The organism is Halorubrum sp. AD140, from assembly GCF_034497445.1.
Taxonomy (GTDB): Archaea; Halobacteriota; Halobacteria; order Halobacteriales; family Haloferacaceae; genus Halorubrum.
In genome coordinates this window covers 13282-34612 of sequence record NZ_JAXRUU010000033.1, presented here as the reverse complement: position 1 = coordinate 34612, position 21331 = coordinate 13282, and the positions used below count along the sequence as shown (strand labels likewise).

The 21331-nt window shown below is 57.1% G+C and carries 16 protein-coding genes; 7 read left to right on the top strand and 9 right to left on the bottom strand.

All coding sequences use genetic code 11. From position 1 onward, the window contains the following. The 3 genes from U4E84_RS09910 to U4E84_RS09900 all read right to left on the bottom strand — a co-directional run. On the bottom strand, nucleotides 1-2615 hold a 2615-nt coding region (locus tag U4E84_RS09910; RefSeq protein ID WP_322531933.1), incomplete at its 3' end, for a BGTF surface domain-containing protein. 466 nt (nucleotides 2616-3081) lie between these two features. Beyond that, entirely contained in the window at nucleotides 3082-3948 is an 867-nt protein-coding gene (locus tag U4E84_RS09905; RefSeq protein WP_322531932.1) for a homing endonuclease associated repeat-containing protein, read from the bottom strand. Between the two features lie 114 nt (nucleotides 3949-4062). After that, nucleotides 4063-6603 (bottom strand): hypothetical protein, encoded by a 2541-nt coding sequence (locus U4E84_RS09900; RefSeq protein ID WP_322531931.1) that lies wholly within the window; start codon nucleotides 6601-6603, stop codon nucleotides 4063-4065. A gap of 133 nt (nucleotides 6604-6736) precedes the next feature. Between U4E84_RS09900 and U4E84_RS09895 the strand changes: the two genes are divergently transcribed. The 3 genes from U4E84_RS09895 to U4E84_RS09885 all read left to right on the top strand — a co-directional run bounded on the left by U4E84_RS09895 (nucleotide 6737) and on the right by U4E84_RS09885 (nucleotide 10325). Then, on the top strand, nucleotides 6737-8173 hold the full coding sequence (locus U4E84_RS09895) for a sugar transferase (protein ID WP_322531930.1): 1437 nt from the start codon (nucleotides 6737-6739) through the stop codon (nucleotides 8171-8173). Nucleotides 8174-8712: 539 nt separating this feature from the next. Continuing rightward, nucleotides 8713-9825 (top strand): hypothetical protein, encoded by a 1113-nt coding sequence (locus U4E84_RS09890; RefSeq protein WP_322531929.1) that lies wholly within the window; start codon nucleotides 8713-8715, stop codon nucleotides 9823-9825. 5 nt (nucleotides 9826-9830) lie between these two features. Then, nucleotides 9831-10325, top strand: coding sequence for a hypothetical protein (locus U4E84_RS09885; RefSeq protein ID WP_322531928.1), 495 nt, complete (start codon nucleotides 9831-9833; stop codon nucleotides 10323-10325). Nucleotides 10326-10435: 110 nt separating this feature from the next. On the opposite strand, the gene U4E84_RS09880 is transcribed toward U4E84_RS09885, so the two are convergent. The 4 genes from U4E84_RS09880 to U4E84_RS09865 form a co-directional block, all read right to left on the bottom strand. Further along, entirely contained in the window at nucleotides 10436-10939 is a 504-nt protein-coding gene (locus U4E84_RS09880; protein WP_322531927.1) for a GNAT family N-acetyltransferase, read from the bottom strand. A gap of 513 nt (nucleotides 10940-11452) precedes the next feature. Continuing rightward, on the bottom strand, nucleotides 11453-12154 hold the full coding sequence (locus U4E84_RS09875; protein ID WP_322531926.1) for a class I SAM-dependent methyltransferase: 702 nt from the start codon (nucleotides 12152-12154) through the stop codon (nucleotides 11453-11455). A gap of 281 nt (nucleotides 12155-12435) precedes the next feature. Continuing rightward, nucleotides 12436-13263, bottom strand: coding sequence for a type II CAAX endopeptidase family protein (locus U4E84_RS09870; protein WP_322531925.1), 828 nt, complete (start codon nucleotides 13261-13263; stop codon nucleotides 12436-12438). 177 nt (nucleotides 13264-13440) lie between these two features. Continuing rightward, nucleotides 13441-14214: a GIDE domain-containing protein gene (locus tag U4E84_RS09865; RefSeq protein WP_322531924.1), complete on the bottom strand. Its 774-nt coding sequence runs from the start codon at nucleotides 14212-14214 to the stop codon at nucleotides 13441-13443. A gap of 306 nt (nucleotides 14215-14520) precedes the next feature. Here U4E84_RS09865 and U4E84_RS09860 point away from each other — a divergent pair, with 306 nt between their 5' ends. Genes U4E84_RS09860 through U4E84_RS09850 form a run of 3 tightly spaced genes read left to right on the top strand, consistent with a single transcriptional unit; the run spans nucleotide 14521 to nucleotide 18236 of the window. After that, nucleotides 14521-15396: an ABC transporter ATP-binding protein gene (locus tag U4E84_RS09860; RefSeq protein WP_322531923.1), complete on the top strand. Its 876-nt coding sequence runs from the start codon at nucleotides 14521-14523 to the stop codon at nucleotides 15394-15396. Nucleotides 15397-15405: 9 nt separating this feature from the next. After that, nucleotides 15406-17052: a hypothetical protein gene (locus U4E84_RS09855; protein WP_322531922.1), complete on the top strand. Its 1647-nt coding sequence runs from the start codon at nucleotides 15406-15408 to the stop codon at nucleotides 17050-17052. A 14-nt stretch (nucleotides 17053-17066) separates the two neighbouring features. Next, nucleotides 17067-18236, top strand: coding sequence for a PQQ-binding-like beta-propeller repeat protein (locus U4E84_RS09850; RefSeq protein ID WP_322531921.1), 1170 nt, complete (start codon nucleotides 17067-17069; stop codon nucleotides 18234-18236). A gap of 16 nt (nucleotides 18237-18252) precedes the next feature. On the opposite strand, the gene U4E84_RS09845 is transcribed toward U4E84_RS09850, so the two are convergent. Both U4E84_RS09845 and U4E84_RS09840 read right to left on the bottom strand, forming a co-directional pair. Continuing rightward, on the bottom strand, nucleotides 18253-19086 hold the full coding sequence (locus tag U4E84_RS09845; protein ID WP_322531920.1) for a hypothetical protein: 834 nt from the start codon (nucleotides 19084-19086) through the stop codon (nucleotides 18253-18255). A gap of 37 nt (nucleotides 19087-19123) precedes the next feature. Then, nucleotides 19124-20575, bottom strand: coding sequence for a DUF6498-containing protein (locus U4E84_RS09840; protein WP_322531919.1), 1452 nt, complete (start codon nucleotides 20573-20575; stop codon nucleotides 19124-19126). 132 nt (nucleotides 20576-20707) lie between these two features. Between U4E84_RS09840 and U4E84_RS09835 the strand changes: the two genes are divergently transcribed. Continuing rightward, a complete protein-coding gene (locus tag U4E84_RS09835; RefSeq protein WP_322531918.1) occupies nucleotides 20708-20890 on the top strand; it encodes a hypothetical protein in 183 nt (60 codons plus the stop codon). Nucleotides 20891-21331 lie beyond the last annotated feature (441 nt).

The window sequence follows — 21331 nt, the reverse complement described above, 5'->3', positions numbered from 1 at the left end:
GTGAGCGCGACGTCCTGGGTACCTTCCGCTTCGCCGGTGTTCTCGATCGTCGCCGAGACGGTCACTTCGTCGCCCTGCGTGGCGGTGGCCTCCTCGGGGTCGAGGTCAGAGACCTCGAAGGACGCGGGGTCCTCGGTCTGCTCGACGACCGTACCGTCGGAGTCAGCGTCGAAGCCAGCCTGACGGACCTCAGCCGTGAACGTGTCGTTCACTTCCTGCTCACTGAAGTCGAACTCGGAGGTGAACGTGCCGTCAGCCGAGACGGCAAGATCCTCGTCGTTCTCGATGAAGCTCGTCGAGGCGTCGTCGTCGCTGCGGACGCGCACGTCGAACTCCGTCCCGGGCGCGACGTTCGTCGTTCCCGTGAGCTCCTGTTCGTCAGCGGCCTCAACTTCGATTTCGTCTTCGTTGTCGAACTCGCCCTCGGCTTCCTCAGCCGTGAACGAGGCCGACGCGGATTCGAAGGCGTCCTCGAAGGCGTCCTCGTCGTCCTCATCGAGGATGTCGAGAAGACGCGCGTCCTGCACGCTCGTCTGGACCTCGTACTCGTCTTCGTCCTCAATGTTCACATTGAGGTCATCATCGTCGAGGTCATCATCTTCGAGATCGTTCAGGTTGTCCGTGTTGAGGACGATGTAGTAGTCGTCGTTGTCCTCATCGTAGACCACCGTGAAGAGATCCGAGAAGTCAGAGTCGCTAATCTCATCATCATTAGCGAGCTCATTCAGATCGATCTCCTTGGCTTCCTGGTTCGCACCAGGGTCCTGCTCCTCGAAGACGATCTCGAGCTTGTCCGAGTTATCGTCAGCGTCGTTGTCGTCCTCGTTGTTAGTCTCTTGGAGGTACTCGTACAGCGCATTCGTGCTGTCGACATCACTGGGGTCGTCACTCGCGTTCGCGAGCGGACCCTGCAGGCCCGAGGCGCTGAGCTGGTGGACCTGAACGTCGCTGTAGTCGCCATCCTCCTCGTCGACGGCGAGCGTGTCGCCCTCGGTAACGAGGTCGTCCTCGACGGAGTCAGCGATCAACGAGACAGTTGCGCTCTCGTTTTCGTCGTCGAGTTCGTCAGCGATGTCTTCTTCAACGTTCTCTCCAGTCCGCCAGAGAGCCAGCTCCGTGTCACCGCGCTCTTCAATCGAGAGCGAGGAGATGGTGTCCGGGTCGTCGAGAGTTTCCTCGAAGGCCTCGGCATCGTCGCCGGTGTTCGGACCAACCGAGAGGTCGTACGTGCCGGTGTCAAGGATGTTTTCGAGGTCGTCCGTTTCACCCTCAACATCAATCTCTGCGTCGTCGTCCTCCGTGTAGACGACGTCGTCAAGGCTAGCACCGGAACCAGCGAGGTACGTGTTGAAGAGGACCGTCACTTCATCGTCCTCATCGTCCTCGATGGAGACGTTGGCCTGGTAGCCGTCGTCTTCCTCGTTACCGATCACGAGGTTCCCCTCGTCAGTGTTGTCGAGTTCGACGTTGATCGCAGCCACATCGCCCTGCTGTTCAACGGCAGCTTCGGAGACGTCGAGTTCGCCATCCTGTTCTTCAGTGACGTTGATAGAGGCAGTGTCCTCGGCCTCCGTGTCAGTCACGTCGAAAGTGAACTCGTAGTCACCCGTGTCGATCTCACTGAAGTTTGTTTCGACGTCATCATCGGAAACGTCCTCAAGCGTAATCTCGTCGTCGTCATCCTCGTCGCCGACGTCGCCTTCGAAGTCTCCGTTGTTCACGAAGATATCAAGGAGTTCGTCGTCATCGAGGTCACCATCAGCATCTACAGTAACGTCTGAGGAACCACGGTTGGTATCGACTTCGAGGTCAACGTCTTCTTGTGCGACTTCCTCATCTTCGAACTCAGTGCTGAAGTCTTGGGTGGCAACTTCGAAACTCTCGTCATCTGCGGTACCATCATCCGAAGATGCCGTACCTACACCAGTGTCGAATTTGTACGTCTGATCGTTATTGTCGGCGTCAACGATAACGTACTCGCCGTCCTCTAGTGATTCAGTATCGACAGTCGCGAAGCCGTCTTCACCCACGGAGAATTCGTCTTCGAGACCAGCAACATCGTCATCATCGTCAACGTTGCGGACCTGAAGCTGGTCGCCATCCTCGAGCGAGTCAATCGCGAAGCCGAGCTCCTGACCTTGCCAGGTTGTGCTGCCAGAGTCGAGCGACACGTCGCCATCGTAGACACGAGCGTCATCGCTTACAATGGAATCTCCCTCATCATCGTCGACCGCATCGCCCGGCTCGTAATCTTCTGCTAGATTAGAGTCATCCTCGGCGATGTGTGCGGTGTGATTACCCGGGAAGCCATCAGTGTCTTCAATTTCTACGTCGACTTCCTCTTCGCCGTCGACAGATTCGGACCCTGCAAGGATGGTATCTCCATCCTCTTCATAGGTCACAAGTACTGTTCCTTCTTCTCCGTCGGCATCTGCGTCGACGGAGACGGTATCGTCTCCTGAAAGCGTCTGGTCATCAAACGTAACGTCGGCGTTGTTGCCGACTGCAGCTGCGGGTGCGACGGCAAAGCCAATCGCAACCATGGAGATGACCATGACCGCAGCGAAGAAGACCGCGTTGGCCTTCGTGCGCGTTGTATTATTGCTCTTTGTCATTGTGTGTTGTTTCGTTCTGCGTCGCGACACCCTTGCTTTGTCCCCGTCTCACTCGCCCGGTCATCGTCGACCAACATCGCATCGAGGGCGCAGCCGGACTTGACGCGGATTACTCGCGGTCGGCATCGCACTCCTTTCGGATAGGGGTACTGCATCCAACCCTTCCGGCGGTTGCTATATATACTTTGTGTGAATCTCAACGGTGTGTGAATACAACACACTCGGGATAGAGGCCGTCAGACGATGGTTTTCAAAATTGACAAAGAACACGACGCGATCGTCGGAAGAAATGTCGACACACAGACTCGACATCGGTGCACGCCATTCGCAGAACACATGCGCGGGCGACCGCAACAGCTAGGTGTGTGCCGTTCGTACAATCTATCGGGCTCGACCCCTTCAGGCGACAGGGCGTTTTTCAGGATAGGGAGCTGCCCTGTCGTCTGCGACCGCGTTTTCACAGCCACTACTCGTGAGGATCTGCCGCGTCTTCGTCCCCAAACGCCGCTTCGACGGCCGCACTCCACGAGCCAAAGCGGCGCTGATACGTCGCGATCCCGTGAGCGCCCTCCTCGACGACATCGGTTGCGGTCGGGCGCGTGCCGAGCTCGTCGCGAAGCCGGTGGAGATCCGCGAGGAGCTCGTCGGTGCTGACGCGGGTCGACCATTCCGGCTCGAACCCGGCCTCCTCGAGCGCCGCTCTCCACGAGCCGAACCGGCGAATGTACGTCTGCGCGCCGTACTCGCTGTGCTCGCGGACGTCCCGAATGCGTGGCGGGTCGCGGTGCTCGGCGGCGATCCGGTGAAGCTCCGCGATGAGTGCGTCGTCTGTGTGCTCTTGTGGACGACCAGACGGATTTGACGGCGGTTTCAGATTCGGATCGCCCGATCGTCGCGGATCGATGTCGTCCACACCCTCGATGTCGTCGAACGCTGCGACCAACGCGTCACGCCATGACCCAAAGCGTTTCTGATACGTCGAGCGCGAGTAGTCCCCCTCTGCGTTTATTTGCGTGCTTGTCGGGATGTGCCCGGCTTCATCACGCACTCGGTGGAGCTCGTCGATCAGGTCCTCGGTCGGGATCTCAGGTTCTGGGGGATTCGGATCGAACCCCGCTTTGGCGACACCGGCGTTCCACGAGCCAAACCGGCGATGGATGGTGCTGTCTGCGATACTGCTGTGTTCGTTGAACTGCGTCACTGTCGGTGCACCAGCAGCGTCGACGACGTCGGCGACACGCCGAATCTCTTCGAGGAGATCCTCGTCGCTGTACGACGGCATACACGTGAGATGGATAACCGCCTGTATCAGTGTTCGGGGATCGAACACCACGGCTCTACCCACCGCTACAGCTGAGCAGCACGCAGGGTGAGAGAGCCCCTCGTCTCAGACAGATCAGTTCCAAAATCGGGTTTCGGTGTGGTCAAGCGGATCGGTGATCGACTGCTACGCTGCAGACACCGTCGTCTGATTCCCCTCAAGAACGTCTTCTGACGTCACGGAGACGGTTTGGTCACCAACAGTGTACTCCCCAGGGTGAGCGACTCGGATCGTTGCCGTGCCGTCTGAGACCGACCCATTCCGTGTGTACGTGTGATTCTCGTCGCCGACGGTCACCGTGGTGGTCGCCGTCGCCTGTTCGCCGTCTGGGTTAGAAACCTCAATGAGAGCGCCGGGAACGACCGCAAACGTCCGCACGCCATCATCCGTCTCGAGCAGCTGGTAGTGACCGGTCGACATCGTTCCATTGGCTCCGACGCCGCGCCCCTCGTGTAACGCGGCATACGTGGTGTTGTCTCCTGGCGCGTTCTCGCGATCCGTGAGGACGACGTAGCCGACCCGATCCTGGAACTGATCGTACCACCCATCGGGATCCTCACTCGCGAGGAACTGATCGTGATTGCTTTGTGCGTACCCGTAGCCTTCCGCCTCGCCGCTCACGAAGTAGTTGTACATCCGGTTGTCACCCCACTGGCTCAACACGAAGTTCTCGGGATACTCGCGGTCGACAGAGTCAGCATGACCGTCGATCGTCTGGGCGGCGTCGAACTGCGTCCGATCGTGAGTGGTTTGCCCCACCAGCGGTGGCACGAGAATGAGGTTAAAGATCAGCACCAGCGCGACCGTCGCGACGAGATAGCCACGTTTGCTGGTGCTGGCGGGGAGCCGGAGTGCGGACACGGGCTGTTCGTCATCGGTGTCGCTGACGCGATCGCGCAGGGACGTACCGCCGTCACCGCCCGCAAGACGTTGCGACCGGGACGTACCTTCTCCGGAGTGCGCATCGCTCGGCCGACCGATCACGTCGACCGGGCGGATGATGTCGAGCGCCGAGAGCAGGTACACGAGCCCGATGCCGGCGAACGGCGCGATGAAAATCGCCAGCTGACCGGCGAACCGCACCTGGATCGTCGCGAGCAGCGTGTAGTACCACGCGAAGCAGACGACCACGAGCCAGCCGGGTTCGTACCGACGGACGATTGCCCACGTCGCGACCGCGAGCACAGCGATCGCGAAGTAGAACCCAAGCCCGAGCTGGATGAGTGGGCCGAACACCACCGCGAAGTCGGGGCTAAACAGCGATACCGTCTCGGTGGCACCTTCACGGAAGAACAGATCCTCGGCGCGCGTCCGAAATCGGGCGATGTCTTGCGGACGAAGCGCCCGATACGCGAGGAGACCACCGATGGCGACGACGACTTCGAGCCCGACGAGTCCCTTCGCGGGAAGTTCCGTGCGGCGCCACCCCTCGCCGACGACGACGGCTGCGGTCGCCCCACCGGCGACGAGCAGCGGCGTAGCCGCCGCGATCGTCTCGTGCCACCCCAGCCAGTGGTGGGCTGCTAACGCGAGCGCGGCGCCGACGCTGAGTCCACCAACGAGAGGAGCGTTTCCGAACGCGGGCGACACGTCGTGGCGTACGTCGAGTGCGACCCGGAGCCCGACCACGGCGGCGACCGGAATGAATGTGAGTGGCGAGCCGCCCCACAGGTGTGTAGAAGCCGCCACGGTGACCGCGAGGCCGGCCGCGATCGCCCACATCGTCGGATCAGTCGCGTGTGCTCGTACGGGCGACCCGGACGCAGACTCCCTCTGGATCGACGTGTGGACACGCCGAGCGGTATCGGCGGCGAGCGCCGTCAGCGCCAGTACGAGCAAGCCAAGCCACAGATACTGATGTGCTTGGTGGTCGAGAAAGCCCACCGATGTGTACACGACGTTCGCGGGTGCTAGCCCGTAGAACAGCACCGCGGCGAGCGCGACTCGGACGTCACCAGTGAGCAGTCGGGCCAGGCGGTATACAACGTATCCGAGGACAACAGCGGTCACAACCGGTAGCCACGCCGCAACCATGGGCGCAGCCTCAACGCCGCCGAGCGCGACTGTCACCCACCAGTTGATCGCGTGTGAGAGCGGGCGAGTACTCGCAGCCCCGCCCATGTCGGCGAACAGCCCCACGTCAAAAATTCCGGAGGCCCGAGCGGCCAGCCGTTCCTGCCAGTAGCGGAAAAAGTAGGTGTCGTTTGCGGGCGAGACGACGAAGCCGTCACGAAGCACGGCTGGCGCAGCGACAAGGCGGGCCGCGGCGACGGCGAAAAGGGCACCAACCAGTCCCGCGACCGTCGTCGGATCGACCGCCATGAGTTCGTTCATCCGCACACCACCCGTTCGAGTCTCGCCGATGCCGTCAGTGCCAGACGCTTCATCGGTGACGGGTGCAGCTGTCACGTCCTCGGCAGCCGCCGTCGTCTCGAGAGCAGCACGGATCGCCTCTGGATGCTGGAGCCGATAGCCATCATCAACGCTCGTCGCGAGATCACGTGAGACGAGTTCGCCAAACCGACCGGAGTCCAACGCAATCTCCGCGAAGGTCCATGGCTCGCCGGCCGCGTCTCGCTCAACGAGTGCGGCGAGTGCGTCCTCGGCCTCCGGATGGTCCGCGAGAAACGCGCGGGCGGCTGCAGTCGTCTCCTCGGGCGAAGGCATTAGCGTGTCTGTGTGGGGGGTGCCGATTAGCCGTTTCGGTCGCCCGGGTTCCGAGCAGGGGTAGGAAGTCATTAACCCGAACGTCACGGGTGAAACGCAGTTCTTAACATGCTGTGCTTGACATTACCCTGTAATGGACTCCGGATGGCGCTACCGGATCGCAAGCGTCAGTGGCGTGGCGCTGCTTGCCGCGCTCGCGGTGATGCTCGCCAACAACAGCGCTGTCCAAGGGCTTGCCGCGATGATTCCACTGCTCGCCCGTCTGCCTGTTGAGCCGCCCGCAGGAGCAGAGTTCATCATCGAGGTGGGATTCACCGTCTTGGTCGTGACGGCCGCGTTTATTCCGTTGTACAAGCCCCGGCCGCGCCGTATTCTGGACATCCTCGCCTTATCTCACAAGCGGTTGTTCGTCGCAATCTTCGCGCTGGCGACGATCGGCTACTTCGATTATACGTATAAGGTGCCACGGCTGACGCTGGTGTTGGTGACCCCGATTCTGTTCGTCGTGGTACCGCTGTGGTTCATCTGGCTACGCAGTCCGGAAGTCCGCAGCGAGCGAGCAATCATCGTTGGCGACGATCTGTCCCAGATCACACAGATAGCGGAGGAAACAGAGCTCTCGTTACTCGGCTATCTCTGTCCGACGTCCGCAGTGAGACCAGCTGAGCGGCAGTCAACTCACGAACAGCGTGTTACAGAGCCTACACCACCTACCGTCTCCGATGGCGGTTACCCACCTATCGAATTAGACCGGCTCGGCGGGCTCTCACGGCTCGAGGATATCCTCGTTGAACGCGACATCGACACCGTCGTGTTGGCGTTTGCTACCCCCGACCGCGCGGAGTTTTTCGGCGCGCTTGATGCGTGTTATGAACACGGTGTCGCCGCGAAGGTACACCAAGACCATGCGGATACGGTGTTGACGGCTACCCCGGATCCCAATGCGCCCCTTGTTGATGTCGAGATCGAACCGTGGGACATCCAGGATTACATGTTCAAGCGGGCATTCGACGTTGGGTTTGCCCTGACTGGCATCATCGTCCTGTTGCCGGTGATCGGGATCATCGCGATCACAATCAAGCTCGAAGACGGCGGCTCGATCTTGTATCAACAGGAGCGCACTGCCGTCTTCGGCGAGACGTTCCCAATCTTCAAGTTTCGCACGATGATCTCAACGGGTGAAACGGCGACCCCGGTCGACGACGACGACAACGATCGGATAACGAGAGTGGGACAATTTCTGCGACAGACCCATCTTGACGAGATCCCGCAACTGTGGTCGATTCTCCGTGGCGATATGAGCGTGGTTGGACCGCGCGCCGTCTGGACCGAAGAAGAATATCTTCTGGAAGATGAAGCCGAGACGTGGCGCAAACGGTGGTTCGTCAAACCCGGCCTAACGGGGCTCGCCCAGATTAACGATGCTAGTAGCATCGAGCCGGCAGCGAAGCTCCGCTACGACCTACAGTACGTGCGCGAACAGTCGTTCACGTACGATCTGCAGATCGTAACTCGACAACTCTGGAAGGTCGGGGTTGACGTCTGGAAGACACTTGTGGGGCGCAAATAGCGTTGATTTGGACGGCGTTGTTAAGAACAGAGCTTTCCTTCGCACATCAGAAATCACAGATCTCTGAGATGGTGCTAACCCACCGGTACCCCCTATCTTCGGCCGTATTTGGTGCCCCAGTGTTGATTTTGTCCCTAAAAACATCAGAAATAATCAGCGAAGTTACACCCGAGTTGAGGAGTAGTAGTCGTATATTGTCTCTGTGAATGAACCAGACTGGTAATCGTATTTTATAGCCCTTCAATCACACTCTCAGCCCCCTGTCTGAACAGCAATTTGTCGAGGAGGTCTCCGCCAAGAGATCGCGTTATCTGAAACATGAGTTTTTGAAGCGTTCTGAACGATTGGCTCGGAGGGACGAACCATTTGACGTTCTTCCGGGTGGTAGTTTGCACGCTTTCGATTTTGGGCCGTATAGGTGATTCGTATTTCGCAAACGCCTCTTCAACTGGTCCGTTTTGACGAAGTTCGTGAGCGAGTAGGGTAGGGTAGTTCACAAAACGAATACGTTACAGTTCCTCATTATGTAGCAGTTCAGTATGTCCCTCGCCCTCCAGCTTGGTTCAGCTCTCGGGTTTTTACTCGTGACACTTCCGCTGTACTGGGTATCCGCCCGCGTGAGCCTCCGTACGTCCGCCCCGACCGTGTGGCTTCGCCGCCTTCTCGTTACACTCATCCCCGCGGCTGCAATCGCGTATCTTCTATTCAGGATCTCCGGTACCGGGGATGCCGCCCAACGCGCCATCACTACGCTTCTCCCCGACTTGATCCCTGCAGCGGTGACGTCGATTCTCAGTGATGTTGCGGCGCAGTTCGCGCTGTTTTTCTCGGCCGCGTGCGTGACACTCGCCGCGTACGCCGTCACCGTTCCCGCGATCAACGATGTGAGAGACATCGACCTGTCAACGTGGACGGCAGTGCGTCGAGTCGCTCGGTTCGCCTTCGCTCTCACGGTCTTTCTGACGATTGCGTTCGTCCCGTTCGAACGCATCGTGATGGGCGAAGACCTGGGACTAGCTCCGGTGACGCTCATCCTGTTCGTGATGATACTCCCGTTCGTAACCCCGGTCCTTTTCCGGTTCTTTCGTTCTATCCGGGCGCCTATCCGTGAGGAACGCGACCGACTCGAATCGCTATGTGGGCGTGCAGGACTCGACGTGGACGACATCGGGATACTGACCGACGCCGACGAGACGCTGGAGATCCATCTCCGCGGCCTCCCAGGACGCCGTCACCTATACGTCTCCACGTTTGGGCTGAAAAGATTCGACGACGAATCGCTGGGTGCGCTCCTGGCCACGAACGCCGGGTGCATTGCGTATCACTACCGGGCGATCAAACTCTATCCGCTGTACGCATTCCTGGTCGTTTGTGTGGTGGCCCTCGCGTGGGGCTCAGCAATCTGGTATGCCGTTATGATCGGGCTCGCGCTTGGGTTTTGGCTGCCGGTGCTGTGGGCCGCGCGGCGGGCTGTTCGACGGGGAGACGACTACGCCGCAGACCGAGTCGGTGCCGCGACTGTCGCAGATGCACTCGAACGGATAGCGACCGAACAGAACCTCGACATCCCCTCAGGTGGCGTTGGAACGATTTTCAAAAGCCGCCCGCCGTTACAGGATCGGATCGACCGCCTGCGCAAACGGGAGCGATGAGAGCCATGATCCGCAGTTTCATCAAAATCAAACCGCTTCAAGCCGGAAAATTCGCAGGAATCATCCTCACGTTGGGGCTGGGAATCGCAGGGTTCCTTCGTCCCATTCCCATCGATTATTCGGTCGGCTCACCGCTCCTGATCAATACACAGTTCTTGGCACTCATCGGGATTCCCCTTCTCAGTCTTGTCCTCGTCGGGATCGTTATTCTCGAAACCGTCATTGGGGCAGTGAGACTGCTTCACTCGGACAGATCCATACGATCTCACGCAACGTCGAATCTCGGATACTCACTCGCTCGAATCATCGAATCCTCCGTTGCACTTCTCGGCGTCGCGCTCCTCGTACTCGGTGTTGGGACGCTCACATCCTCCTCGTTACCAGCACCAGCCGGGGTTGGATTGCTGCTTGGACTGATGCTCGTCGGGATCGGAGTGTTGGTCACGAGTCTGCTTCGAACGCTCGTCGAACTGTACTTTCACGTCAGGCAACGTCGATAGGTGGAACAAACCCTCTGACTCTGTTGAAATCCTATTTTCAGATATATTCGCTCCTGAAACAGCCGGTCGATGAGGACTGCATAAGGTGCATCGAATGTAGTCAGTGGGTGTTATTCGATTTTCCCGCAGAATACGTATTCACGAACAGCCTCACCGAATAGCTCTGCATCCCGTTCCTCAACTACGTCGTATCCGTATTTGCGATAAAATGCTATCCCTACATCGTTTTGCGTCAGTACCTGAAACTGAATTGTATCATACTCTTGTTGGCGACAAAATTCCTCAAATTTGTCCAACAGAATGGTACCAATCCCGTTTCCCCAGTAATCAGGATCAACGTAGATAGCACCGAGTGTAGCGGTACTCTCCTCGCCGCTTGGCCCACCACTGACGTAGCCGAGGATGTTACCGTCCTGCTCTGCTACGAAATAGGCTACGTCGTCCCGTGTGATGTGGCCTCGTACCGTGTTCGGGTCGTACCACTCTGCCATCGCAGTATCAATCGTTTCTTGTGACAAGAAGTCACCATAGGCTGCGTTCCATCCACGTTCGGCGACTCGCAAAATTGTAGAGGTATCTTCCGGCACCGCCGTCCGGATTGTCACTTCAGCCATACGTCACGGTTAGGTGTCTTCAATAAAACCGGTTCGTCGATACCGTTGTGATGAATGTACACTATAGCGTCAGCACATACTCTGAAACATATCACCACTCAAGGATTTCAACAGAGCCACAGCGTCGTCTATCGCGGATGAATCAGTTCAGGAGCGATAGCGAGTATCAGTATCATAATCAGTGGTATGATGATTGCTGTAATACGGAGAGCCCCTGCCATTCGTCGTCGTTGTTTCGGGAGGGATTCGGCTGTGCCAGACAGAGCGAATGCTACTCCGAGGAAGAGCTCATGTATCGTGGAAGACCCGCCTATTACTCCGAAGTAGACGTACATATCGAGGAAAACGAGTGCTCCTGAGAACATCACGGCTGCAGCAGCCCGTCCAGACGGCTCACTAATTAGAATCGCTTGGCTTTGTTGAAATCCTATCTTCAGACGTATTCTCGCCTGAAATCTCCGGTCGGTGAGGACTGCATATGACCGCTTCAAGGGGTCTTCTCCATTGAGGGGGTCAAGCTTTCCTCAAGATTGCTCTCCACTGCACATCCCCATATTTGGCATCAACGACTTCCCAGTCCGTCCCAACGGTTGCTTCTCGTAGCCGGTCTACGCTGAATATTTGGAACAACAGTGTTTCCCCTACTGCTCCCGCGTATTCCTCGTGGTACACCCGGTATGCGAGTCCCGGCATTGGATCATCACGGTAAGCAAAGATGTCTTTAGTGGCCTCCTTCTCAGGGGCGTAGTTATCGAGAAGTGCAGTGGCGTCAGCGGTCGTAACGAACGCTAAGTCGTTAAGAAATTGGCGGACTCCAGCAATCGAGCCAGCTAACCCGACTTGCGTACCGATCGCCTGTGCTGACTGAAATTGATCACGGTTAAAATGATTCCGGAGCGAGAACATATCCACCTGTCGAGCATCTTTCACACCACGATCACGCATTGTCTCGACGAGGTATTCGCTCACTTCGATAGCAACAGCCTCAAACTGCTCTTGATAGTAGAGTGTGTCTCTCCCCACGCCAGCACCCATATCGAGTAATGGGCCTTCAAGCCACGAATCACGCCATGCATCCTTGTTGTGTTCGCCGAAGTACCACTCCTCGATAGCGTGTTCTCGTATTTCCTCACCGTCTCGATCGATTAGTGGTTCCTCGCGTTCACCGAGGTAATGATCTCTGATAGCACGACCATACGGGTCACCATCCGTCATAGTGTGTGACACACCAGCAATTATAATAAATATGTGATGAGAGGCGGTACCCCTCCACAAGATCTGTTGACCAGTAATCTATAATCAGCATGAACCAACTCAATGAGTCGGTTCCCTGTACTGAGCGATTGAGGGGAAAAACTATCAACTGCTGAGGATTTCAACAAAGCCAATCGCTTTGATTTTGGAGGGCATTCAGGAATATCCTCACTCAAACCGTTAAATAGGTGTGGTAAATCAGAGATGATTATTTTGTTGGTATCGGGTGAATCACTCCCCTGTCACGTATTTTCTGATTGACTCGGTATTGGGGCCATTGAACGATCTCGTGACAGCGTCTGTGCTCCAGCGTACCAGACCACGAGTATCGCTCCGAGGACGTACGCGAACTCTGAGATCGGCACAGTCTCGACGATAGCAGGTCTGTCACCAGTCACTGTAAGGTACGGCGGCATATTCCCGGCGGCATGTGCGATCATCACCACCAGTAGTCCGCCGTCGGTACTGTTGTACAACCAGCCGAAAATGACTGACGCAGCCATTGCATACAGAACGTACGGACCGAGATTTGCGGGATCATACGCATGATCTATAACAAAGTAAAGCGGGATATGCCAGACTGCCCAGACGAACCCGATAAAAACGGTCGTTGCAAGCGCGCTATACCGTTGTTGGAGGCGAGTCTGCAGAAATCCACGCCATCCAAACTCCTCAAGTGCTCCTGCGAAGACGAGGACAACGAGGAAATTCAAGAGATAGAGGACCAACGGGGTTTCTGCTCTCCCGACCTCGGCTCCGAGAGCCAAGGCGGCAACATTGTCTAAATCCGTACACAAAATGGGGACAGTGAGAGCGATCAGATACCACTTGAGCCCAACACGCCAGTTTCGCACGTGACCTATCCACGAGCGGACATCCTCATCAAGCAGCCAAACCATGACTGCTGCCCCAATGACTGGTCCGTGGACATTGGCGAACTCGTGGATAAGGCCCGTCTCCTCAACGGTGAGCGCCACAATCGCCATATTCGTCCACGAGTACCCGAACGTGAGTACGAGAAACGCGAGCACAGGCGCACGAGCAGCGACCCGCTTGATCGACCAGAGCATAACACCGTGAGCTACGAGATGCTTGTAAGGTGCTCACCAATACCCATTTTGCTACGAGGAGATACCGCTCCTTCAGCACTACTGGTAGATGAGCAGGAGTGTCCAGACACCTCATCACCATACTCGGGACCCCCCTTGGAGGGGGCTCTATTACTGTCGAGGATCACCGTAGCCCACTCATATTACCAGCCACCCGTACACAAGCGCTCCGAGGCCAAGCACCGTCAACAACCCACCGAATACCAAGAACACGAACCCACCCTGCTTACCTTCCGCCGCGAGTGTTTCTTCGGACTTGTTCGAAAGCACAAAATCACCATCCGCGGTCTGCTCGTCGATCACGAAATCCCGCTCACCCCAGCCAGCGTTACTCTCCCGTGCATTTCCGAGTACGTAGACCTCCTCACTAGGTTCGAGTACTCCCTCCACGTACCGGCGGGGCTCACCGATACTCAACGCCCCAACGGAGCGGCGTTTCGGAACGTCGAGATCAGGTTGCATCTCAACGTATCGGCGAATCGCATCCGGCGGTTCCTCATGGCTCTCAACCTTCGTTTCCGTACTCTCAAGATTCAACCCGCCATCAGCAGGAAGCTCGACCAGCACCTCACCGGTCCCATCGTCAACGAGCACCGGTTCGGCAGTCTCCTCTTCGAATATCGTTTTCCAGTTACTCTCTTCCTCACTCCCGGTCCGCCACTCCTGGACCTTAATGTGGGTAGCGACAGCGTCCGTCTCAGAAAACGGAGACTGTCGAGTCGTCCCATCTTCTACCAAGTGAGCCGTTCCTTTCACTTCTACTGCGCCGGATTCGAGATCCCGGATCGGTGTCGTCTCACGCTCCGCAATCCGTCCGCCCTCAGCCCACTCTGTGTACCCCGTGTACATCCGGTAAAACCCCGCGAGCACGAACACGATGCCCCCAAGCGAAACCGCAACGTTCTGCATCATTCACAACGCCAAAAAGTAGCACACCCCGCATAAAACTCGGGTTCACTACCAGAAAATTTGTAGCTAAAAAGAGCGAACGTTCAAATTTGAGTCTCAGGTAAAAATCTGGTTTTAGTTTCCGTTCAGTATTTGAAACTCTACTGTGAAACCCACTGCAGTCACTATGCGCCATTCCCCGTCAGCTATGACGCATCACGAACGGCACTCGGCACTCGGCTTGTTCGTTCGCTGTACCTTTCAATCATTAGAGCAGCATCTCCCCAGTTCCAATCAAGCGCTCACAGTGTACTCCACCACATAGAACATATGGGGCTCAAAACTGAAAATCTGGGCAAGCAGTACGATAGTGAAACGTGGGGTGTCCGTGACGTCACGCTAGAGCTCGGTGACGGGATCCACGGGTTACTGGGACCGAACGGAGCGGGGAAATCAACGTTGATGAGTATTCTCTCGACGGTCCTGAAGCCTACTGCTGGAACAGCGTACTGGAACGGGACCGACATCGTGGAGTCACCGGACGTCGTCCGCTCGATACTCGGCTATCTCCCGCAAGAGTTCGGTGCGTATCCCGATCTGACGCTCGAAGAGTTCTTACAGTACATTGCGGCGCTCCGTGGACTCGATAGAGAAACCACGAGTGCTCGCATCGACGAGATGGTCACGCTCACGAATCTCGTTCACGTCAGGGACCGGAAGATCAAGACGTTTTCCGGCGGGATGCGTCAGCGAGTCGGGATCGCACAGGCACTACTCAACGACCCGGATCTGCTCATCGTCGACGAGCCCACGGTCGGTTTGGATCCAGAAGAACGAGTCCGGTTACGGAGTGCGCTGGCAAACACTGCGACTGACCGAACCGTGATTCTCTCGACGCACATCGTTCCCGACGTCGAGGCAGTAGCGGACACGATTGCCATCCTCGATGACGGGCAGATAGTGACGCACGATACCGTACCCAATCTCATCGAACGCGTCACTGGACGTGTGTATCGGTGTATCGTTCCGCCGGGCGACGTGTCCACGTTGGAGACGAAGTACAAGGTTTGTAGCACCGTTCACCGGGCGGATGCCGTGGAAGTCCGTCTCATCGCTGATGACTCACCGACCGAATCAGCTGAACGTGTGTCTGCATCTCTCGAAGACGCGTATCACGATACGGTTGAGCAAGTGAACACGGTGTGACGGTGTGAAATGAATCGCGTATACCACGTCGCAAAAGCCGACTTCCTTCAACGGATCCGAACCCGGCGTCTCGTCATCGTTCTCTTGATCGTCGCGTACCTGGGGTACTTGGTTAACGTCGGGCAGATTGAAATCGCTTATCAGATTCAAGACGGGGACTCGATCACAAACGTCGCCGGGGAAAGCACGTCTGCATTCATCGGGCTGAAAGCCGGGCTGACGGGGGCAACGGTGATGTTGTTCGCTGGCTTCTATCTTATGAAGGGCGCGCTTAAACGCGACCACGCGCACAACGTGAATCGCTTGGTCGCCAGCACAGCGATTTCGGATCGACGGTATCTCCTCGGCAAGTGGGTGAGTAACATCGGTCTCGGGGTGGTTATTCTTTCCACGCTCGCAGTAGCCACGATCGTCAATCACGCCGTTCACGGTGCGGGTCCGACGCAGCCGCTCGCGCTTGTCGGGCCGATCCTCGTTCTTGCCCTACCGTTAACTGGGCTCATCGCCGCACTCGCTCTCTTGTTCGAGACAGTCAACAGGCTACGCGGGACACTCGGGAACATCGGGTATTTCTTTCTCGCATCGGTTGCGCTCTCAGCCATTATGGCTGCGGAAGGCCAATCACCGAATGCCATCCCGCTTGGAACGAGAGCGCTCGATATAATGGGGCAGCTCGCGGTGTATGCGGTGACTGCGGACGCGGTCGTTGCTGCCGTGCCCGAAGCTGCTGGTGAGCTTCCGTCGTTCGGGACGCTGAGCGGTGATGAGCAGACGTTCCGGTATGACGGTGGGCCGTGGCCACTGTGGATTTTCGCTCAGCGAGCAGGGCTCCTTGTCCCTGCGGCAGGGCTGCTCTTTGTGGCCGCCTGGTGCTTCAATGGCAGCGGAAGTGAGTTCACAGCGCAGAAGGATCGCTGGTTGACGCGAATTCCGTCAGTGGTACCGAGACTACGACGGGAGCGTCCTCGTGAGGAACCATCGGTCGGTGACTCGATTGACTCGGTGACGCTAACGCCCGTCGAGAAGCGGGATACGGCGAGTTTCTGGCGGCTGGTCACAGCCGAGGTACGACTTGCAATTCGAGGGCGTCGGTGGTGGTGGTATGCTGGTGCGCTTGGACTCATCGTCGTCCCGCTCGTACGCGTAGCGGGAAGTTCTCCGGGTGCATCGGTCGAACTCGCTCGCGGGCTTCTCTTGCCGGTCGCGTTCATCTGGCCAATCTTCATCTGGTCGGAGATCGGCACACGAACCGCTGAGCATCGAGTGACGGACCTCATTCTCTCGTCACGGTATCCGGTGATGCAACTCGTGTCCGCATGGGTCGCAGGATGTGTCGTGGCAGTCGCCGTCAGTAGTGGACTCATCATCGTGTTCACGACAACTGGTCAATTCGAGCTGCTCCTCGGAATCGCTAGCGGAGTTCTGTTCGGCCCATCGCTCGCGGCTGCCCTCGGAATGTGGAGCCGGTCAACATGGTTGTTCGAGATGACGTATCTACTACTCTGGTACACCGGACCGCTCAATCGGAGTGTCCCGGTTGATTTCCTCGGGACCACAGTACAGAGCCTCGAAACAGGCGTTCCTCTCGCATTCATTGGGATGAGTGTCGTCTTAGTCGCACTCGCACTCGTCCGGCGCAAACTAGAGATACGATAATCCGGAATAGAACCATGGATCGAAGAACATTCTTGACGGTTGTTACCGGGACAATTGTGGCAGGAGCTGGCTGTTTGGGAGGTTCGAATCGAGCGTTACCAGACACCCCAACCGGACAGTGGGCACAATACGCACACGACAGTCGAAAGACCGGGGCAAGCGATGCTGCAGTCCCAGAACGGGGGAATAAAGCATGGGATGCCGGTGAGGCGCAGTCTGCCGAACCACTGATTGCGGACGGGGTTGTCTTCTCCGTTGCGGATAGTGTGACCGCTCTTGATGGGAAAACCGGCGAGCAACAATTGGAATATGACCTCGAAGGTACTACGGACACGACGCCTGCAGTCGTTGATGACCGATTACTCGTGGCCACCGACGAGCAACTTATCGCGTTGGCGTGTGATGATGGCTCTGAGTTGTGGGCGGAGTCACTCCCGCTCGGTGCGGCTGGCGCAGTCACGGCTGCTGGGTCACTTGCTATTGTTCCGCTTGAAGCTCGCCGCGATTACGACGGTCTGATCGCGTACGACGTCGAATGGGGTGAGCAACACTGGACGCACCCGACGTTCGCGGCCAGATCACCGGTCGTCGAAGAGGAAATCGTGTACACGACTGGGTATCGACAAGATGGTGATACCGGGATACTGAGGGCGTTGACGACGAGTGACGGGTCACTAGAGTGGGAAGTGGAACTCGACCATCCCGATACGAGTCCCGTCGTCGCAGACGGTGAGTTATTCGTTTGTGACAGCGGGGAACTAGCGGTTCACGACCTTACTGACGGAGAACGCTCCCGGACACTCAGAACGTTCGCTGACCACATCTATGAACCGCCAGCGGTTGCGAATGGAGTCGCGTATCTCGGGTCGAACGATCCAGCTATCAACGCAGTCTCGACTGACGACGGATCAATAGAATGGTCCACAGACGGTGCAGTTGGAGCGAGAATTAGCGTCGGTAATGACGCGGTCATTGTGTCCGCTGAAGGCTTGCCGGAAACCAGCGGCGCTGGCGTCACAGCGCTCGAACAGTCCACAGGAACGATTCGGTGGGAGTATCACATCGAGGGGTTTGACGCGTACCCGAGCACTGCACCTGCGTTAGCGGACAACGCAGTCTTTTTTGTCAGTAACGCGATCAGCGGTGTCACCGCTCTCGGCGACCTCCCACCCGAAGAGGAGTAATAATAAAGGGCAGAAATCACGCAGTCGCAGCATGCCACAGTAAGATGACTCCGAACAGGCCAAACATCGCCCCAGCATAAAGGGCGAATCCGCGTCCTGGAGTCGGTAACACCACCCAGAGAACGGGGCCGATACTGAGTAACCCAACCCCAAACGCAACCAGGATCCATCGTTCCGTCGAGCTCAACGAGGATTCGACGGCGTGTGGGCGATCTGCAGCCGCATCGAGTACGTTCCGGGCAGCGTCGGACGCGTCACGTGGAACGATGAAGAGCCGCGGGGCGTTCGAGACGCCTCGATCGTATCTGGCCCAACAATAGACGAACGGACCGATTGGCAGCAGACGGTAGTTTCGAACCGCTCCAACCGGGACCTCATCGTCGTCGATCACGAGCGTCGTCGCACGCTGGTTCACAGTTCCCTTGGTCGGGAACGCGGCGACAAAAATCGCCGGCAGCCACCCCGCGATGAATACAGCCACGGGTGCACGCGGATCGATAATGAAACTCAATCCGAGGACGACAGCAGCGATACTGCTTCCAAGCAGTACCCCTCGTCGTGAGAGATACTCCTGCTCTCGGGTGAATAGCTCTCCAGAGAAGAGTGCGAGTGCGAACCATCGCCGTCCGAAGATAGCGAGGAGCGCGCCACCGACGAATATGAGGGCCCGGCCGTACGCACCAGCGAGTACTGCTGTAATGATGAACCACGCGAGAAGAGCACCAACAAGGAAGGCGATCCCCCCGAATATGCTCGGCATCACGTACGCGAGCGCAAGGAGGACTGGCGAGTCGGATACCGCAACCTGCCATTCACATTCGTCTGTTACCGATGAAGAAGTGGATTGCATTTCTGACTGATTACTTCTAAGATCTATGGGTATTCACTCAACTACTCCGGTCGGGATATGCCTGGTCCCAGAGAAGCCGTAACACGAGCCCGACGGCCGGGATTGCAAATATCCCATACACGAGTATGAGTGATATGAGTTCGCTCAGAGCAATCCACGGCCCGAAAGCGAGCAGAACCACGGTGGCGATGATGCCGAACAGACACGCAATTACAACACTCGCAATAGGTCGATCAAGTGGTTCCAATGCCGTCGTACGGACAGGTAATTCGAACGCTTCGACGAGCTGTTCGGGATTGGAGACTGGCCCAAGCAGACGTCTCGAATCCTCGTCGTCCCAACCAGTCGTAACGGCAATCGTTCGACTCCCAAGTAGGTGGTCCGCAAGACGGTCGGACACAACCTGGATATCACGCAGTACATCGACCGATACTGACCATTGCGGTTCTTCGAGAAGCGTATCGTATGCGACGAGTCGATCCTTGTACCGTCGATACTCCAGCGGACCGTATTTGAAATAGAATATGGCGACTTTCGACGCGAGGAGGACCGCGAACAGGAACACTATGCTGAGACTGATCCCTATCGCCAGAAAAGAGGGTGACTCCTCGCCGAGGAGGGTCATCGAGATGAACCAAGCGATGATGAATGGCGTCACGAGGAACGGTGCCCGACGTCCGAGCACACCGAATACGCCGGTGTACAGCACCGCACGACGATTGGTCGGAATAGACGCCGCTGGGCCGTCACCAGGGACGTCCACCGGGTTGAGATGTTTGTCTGGTGTCTCCGGGCCAGAAAGCCAGCGCGTGATTCGCCCGCCGCTGTCATGCGTCGCTCGATACGCCGACCATTCCACGAGCAGTTTGGCGGCAACCACGAGTCCAAGGACACTCTCGACACCTGCGACGCCGATTCCCGGCGTCACGAACAGGACGAATGCGAGGAAAAACGCCTGACGAGTCGGCGTCTCGATAACCGTATACGGTGAAGCCGTTTCGTAGCCGCCACGGAGGTAGTCCCGCCACGTATCGACGGCCTGGCCAATCAATAGTGATAGAGCGCTTCCGATGACGTCCGCGCGGATGAGTATTGACCCGATGGTGAACACGTTTGAGAGGACGACTCCGAGAATGATGAGAAACCACATTGCTGCGATCACGACCGACGTAGCGAACGGGAGATTCCGCGGATAGATCGGCGGTAGCCACGGGACGAGTTCGAAACTCTCCCGCTTTTCGATCAGGTCGCTCGAAACGCTGATTACGCCGCTATCGGGTTGACCAGTCCTCGGCGGACGTTGTGCGAAGAGCGCTTTCACACCTGCAAGCGGGAACGAAAACAGGATTTCGAGTACGTAGATGACAACGAGCGTCGCGGGATCCCATCCCAACCACAGGACGCCGACGAGCGGGAGCAGGTTCGCACACAATATCTGTGCGAATCCAACAGAGTTCAGTGGGCGTCCCAGCCGGTCCGTGGAGGGCATCGCCACTGACTTTTCCACCTCTTTCGATAAGTGTGCTGAACCCCTGCCTTGAAATGTTCAGCGGTGTCGTGTTCATTCAATAAGCTCTGTTTTACCAGAACGGATTTGTTCTGAAGTGATGATATACGACATATGGTTTCCCGCGAAAACAAGGTGATCACCCTCTGTATTGTCCTTGCGATCCTCCTCTTAGGTGTCGTATTGACGGTGTCAGACCCTCCGACATGGGTCTCCGGAATGGTTATACTCGGTGTCGGTGTGATCGCTCCGATGCTGGTCAATGAGTATCTCGATAGAAGAGATATGGATAATTGATCACTAGTTAACTCTGTCTATCGTTCCATACAATGAGTGCAATGCCGAGGATTAGAATACCCACACGCGTTATGTTTCTGCCAGTCTATCAAACAGTATGACGTCAGCTCCTCGCCGCCCTGTCACCTTCCCTTCACTTTGACTGGCCCAGGTTCCAGGTCTCGGATTGCTGTTGTCTCTTGTTCGGCGAATCGATCGCCTTCATTCCATTCTGTTCTACCTTTGTTCATTCTGCGAAGGCCTTCGAACACGAAGCCGAGGCCACCCAGCGAAATTGCTAGGTTCTCACGCAATTACACTACTGGGATATTATGATCTCATCATGAATTCTGTGTCTGGTATCGGGTGATGTGATAAGTTATCAATTTTGTTCATGTATTCACGACATAACTGCTTCAATGGTGACTCGTTGTAACATTTGATGAGCTGGGCTGAGTTCCA

Excerpts from the sequence above, each read along its gene's own strand:
- U4E84_RS09900 (WP_322531931.1), bottom strand. The coding sequence starts at position 6,603 with ATGCCTTCGCCCGAGGAGACGACTGCAGCCGCCCGCGCGTTTCTCGCG.
- U4E84_RS09895 (WP_322531930.1), top strand. The coding sequence starts at position 6,737 with ATGGACTCCGGATGGCGCTACCGGATCGCAAGCGTCAGTGGCGTGGCG.
- U4E84_RS09890 (WP_322531929.1), top strand. The coding sequence starts at position 8,713 with ATGTCCCTCGCCCTCCAGCTTGGTTCAGCTCTCGGGTTTTTACTCGTG.
- U4E84_RS09885 (WP_322531928.1), top strand. The coding sequence starts at position 9,831 with ATGATCCGCAGTTTCATCAAAATCAAACCGCTTCAAGCCGGAAAATTC.
- U4E84_RS09880 (WP_322531927.1), bottom strand. The coding sequence starts at position 10,939 with ATGGCTGAAGTGACAATCCGGACGGCGGTGCCGGAAGATACCTCTACA.
- U4E84_RS09875 (WP_322531926.1), bottom strand. The coding sequence starts at position 12,154 with ATGACGGATGGTGACCCGTATGGTCGTGCTATCAGAGATCATTACCTC.
- U4E84_RS09870 (WP_322531925.1), bottom strand. The coding sequence starts at position 13,263 with ATGCTCTGGTCGATCAAGCGGGTCGCTGCTCGTGCGCCTGTGCTCGCG.
- U4E84_RS09865 (WP_322531924.1), bottom strand. The coding sequence starts at position 14,214 with ATGATGCAGAACGTTGCGGTTTCGCTTGGGGGCATCGTGTTCGTGCTC.
- U4E84_RS09860 (WP_322531923.1), top strand. The coding sequence starts at position 14,521 with ATGGGGCTCAAAACTGAAAATCTGGGCAAGCAGTACGATAGTGAAACG.
- U4E84_RS09855 (WP_322531922.1), top strand. The coding sequence starts at position 15,406 with ATGAATCGCGTATACCACGTCGCAAAAGCCGACTTCCTTCAACGGATC.
- U4E84_RS09850 (WP_322531921.1), top strand. The coding sequence starts at position 17,067 with ATGGATCGAAGAACATTCTTGACGGTTGTTACCGGGACAATTGTGGCA.
- U4E84_RS09845 (WP_322531920.1), bottom strand. The coding sequence starts at position 19,086 with ATGCAATCCACTTCTTCATCGGTAACAGACGAATGTGAATGGCAGGTT.
- U4E84_RS09840 (WP_322531919.1), bottom strand. The coding sequence starts at position 20,575 with ATGCCCTCCACGGACCGGCTGGGACGCCCACTGAACTCTGTTGGATTC.
- U4E84_RS09835 (WP_322531918.1), top strand. The coding sequence starts at position 20,708 with ATGGTTTCCCGCGAAAACAAGGTGATCACCCTCTGTATTGTCCTTGCG.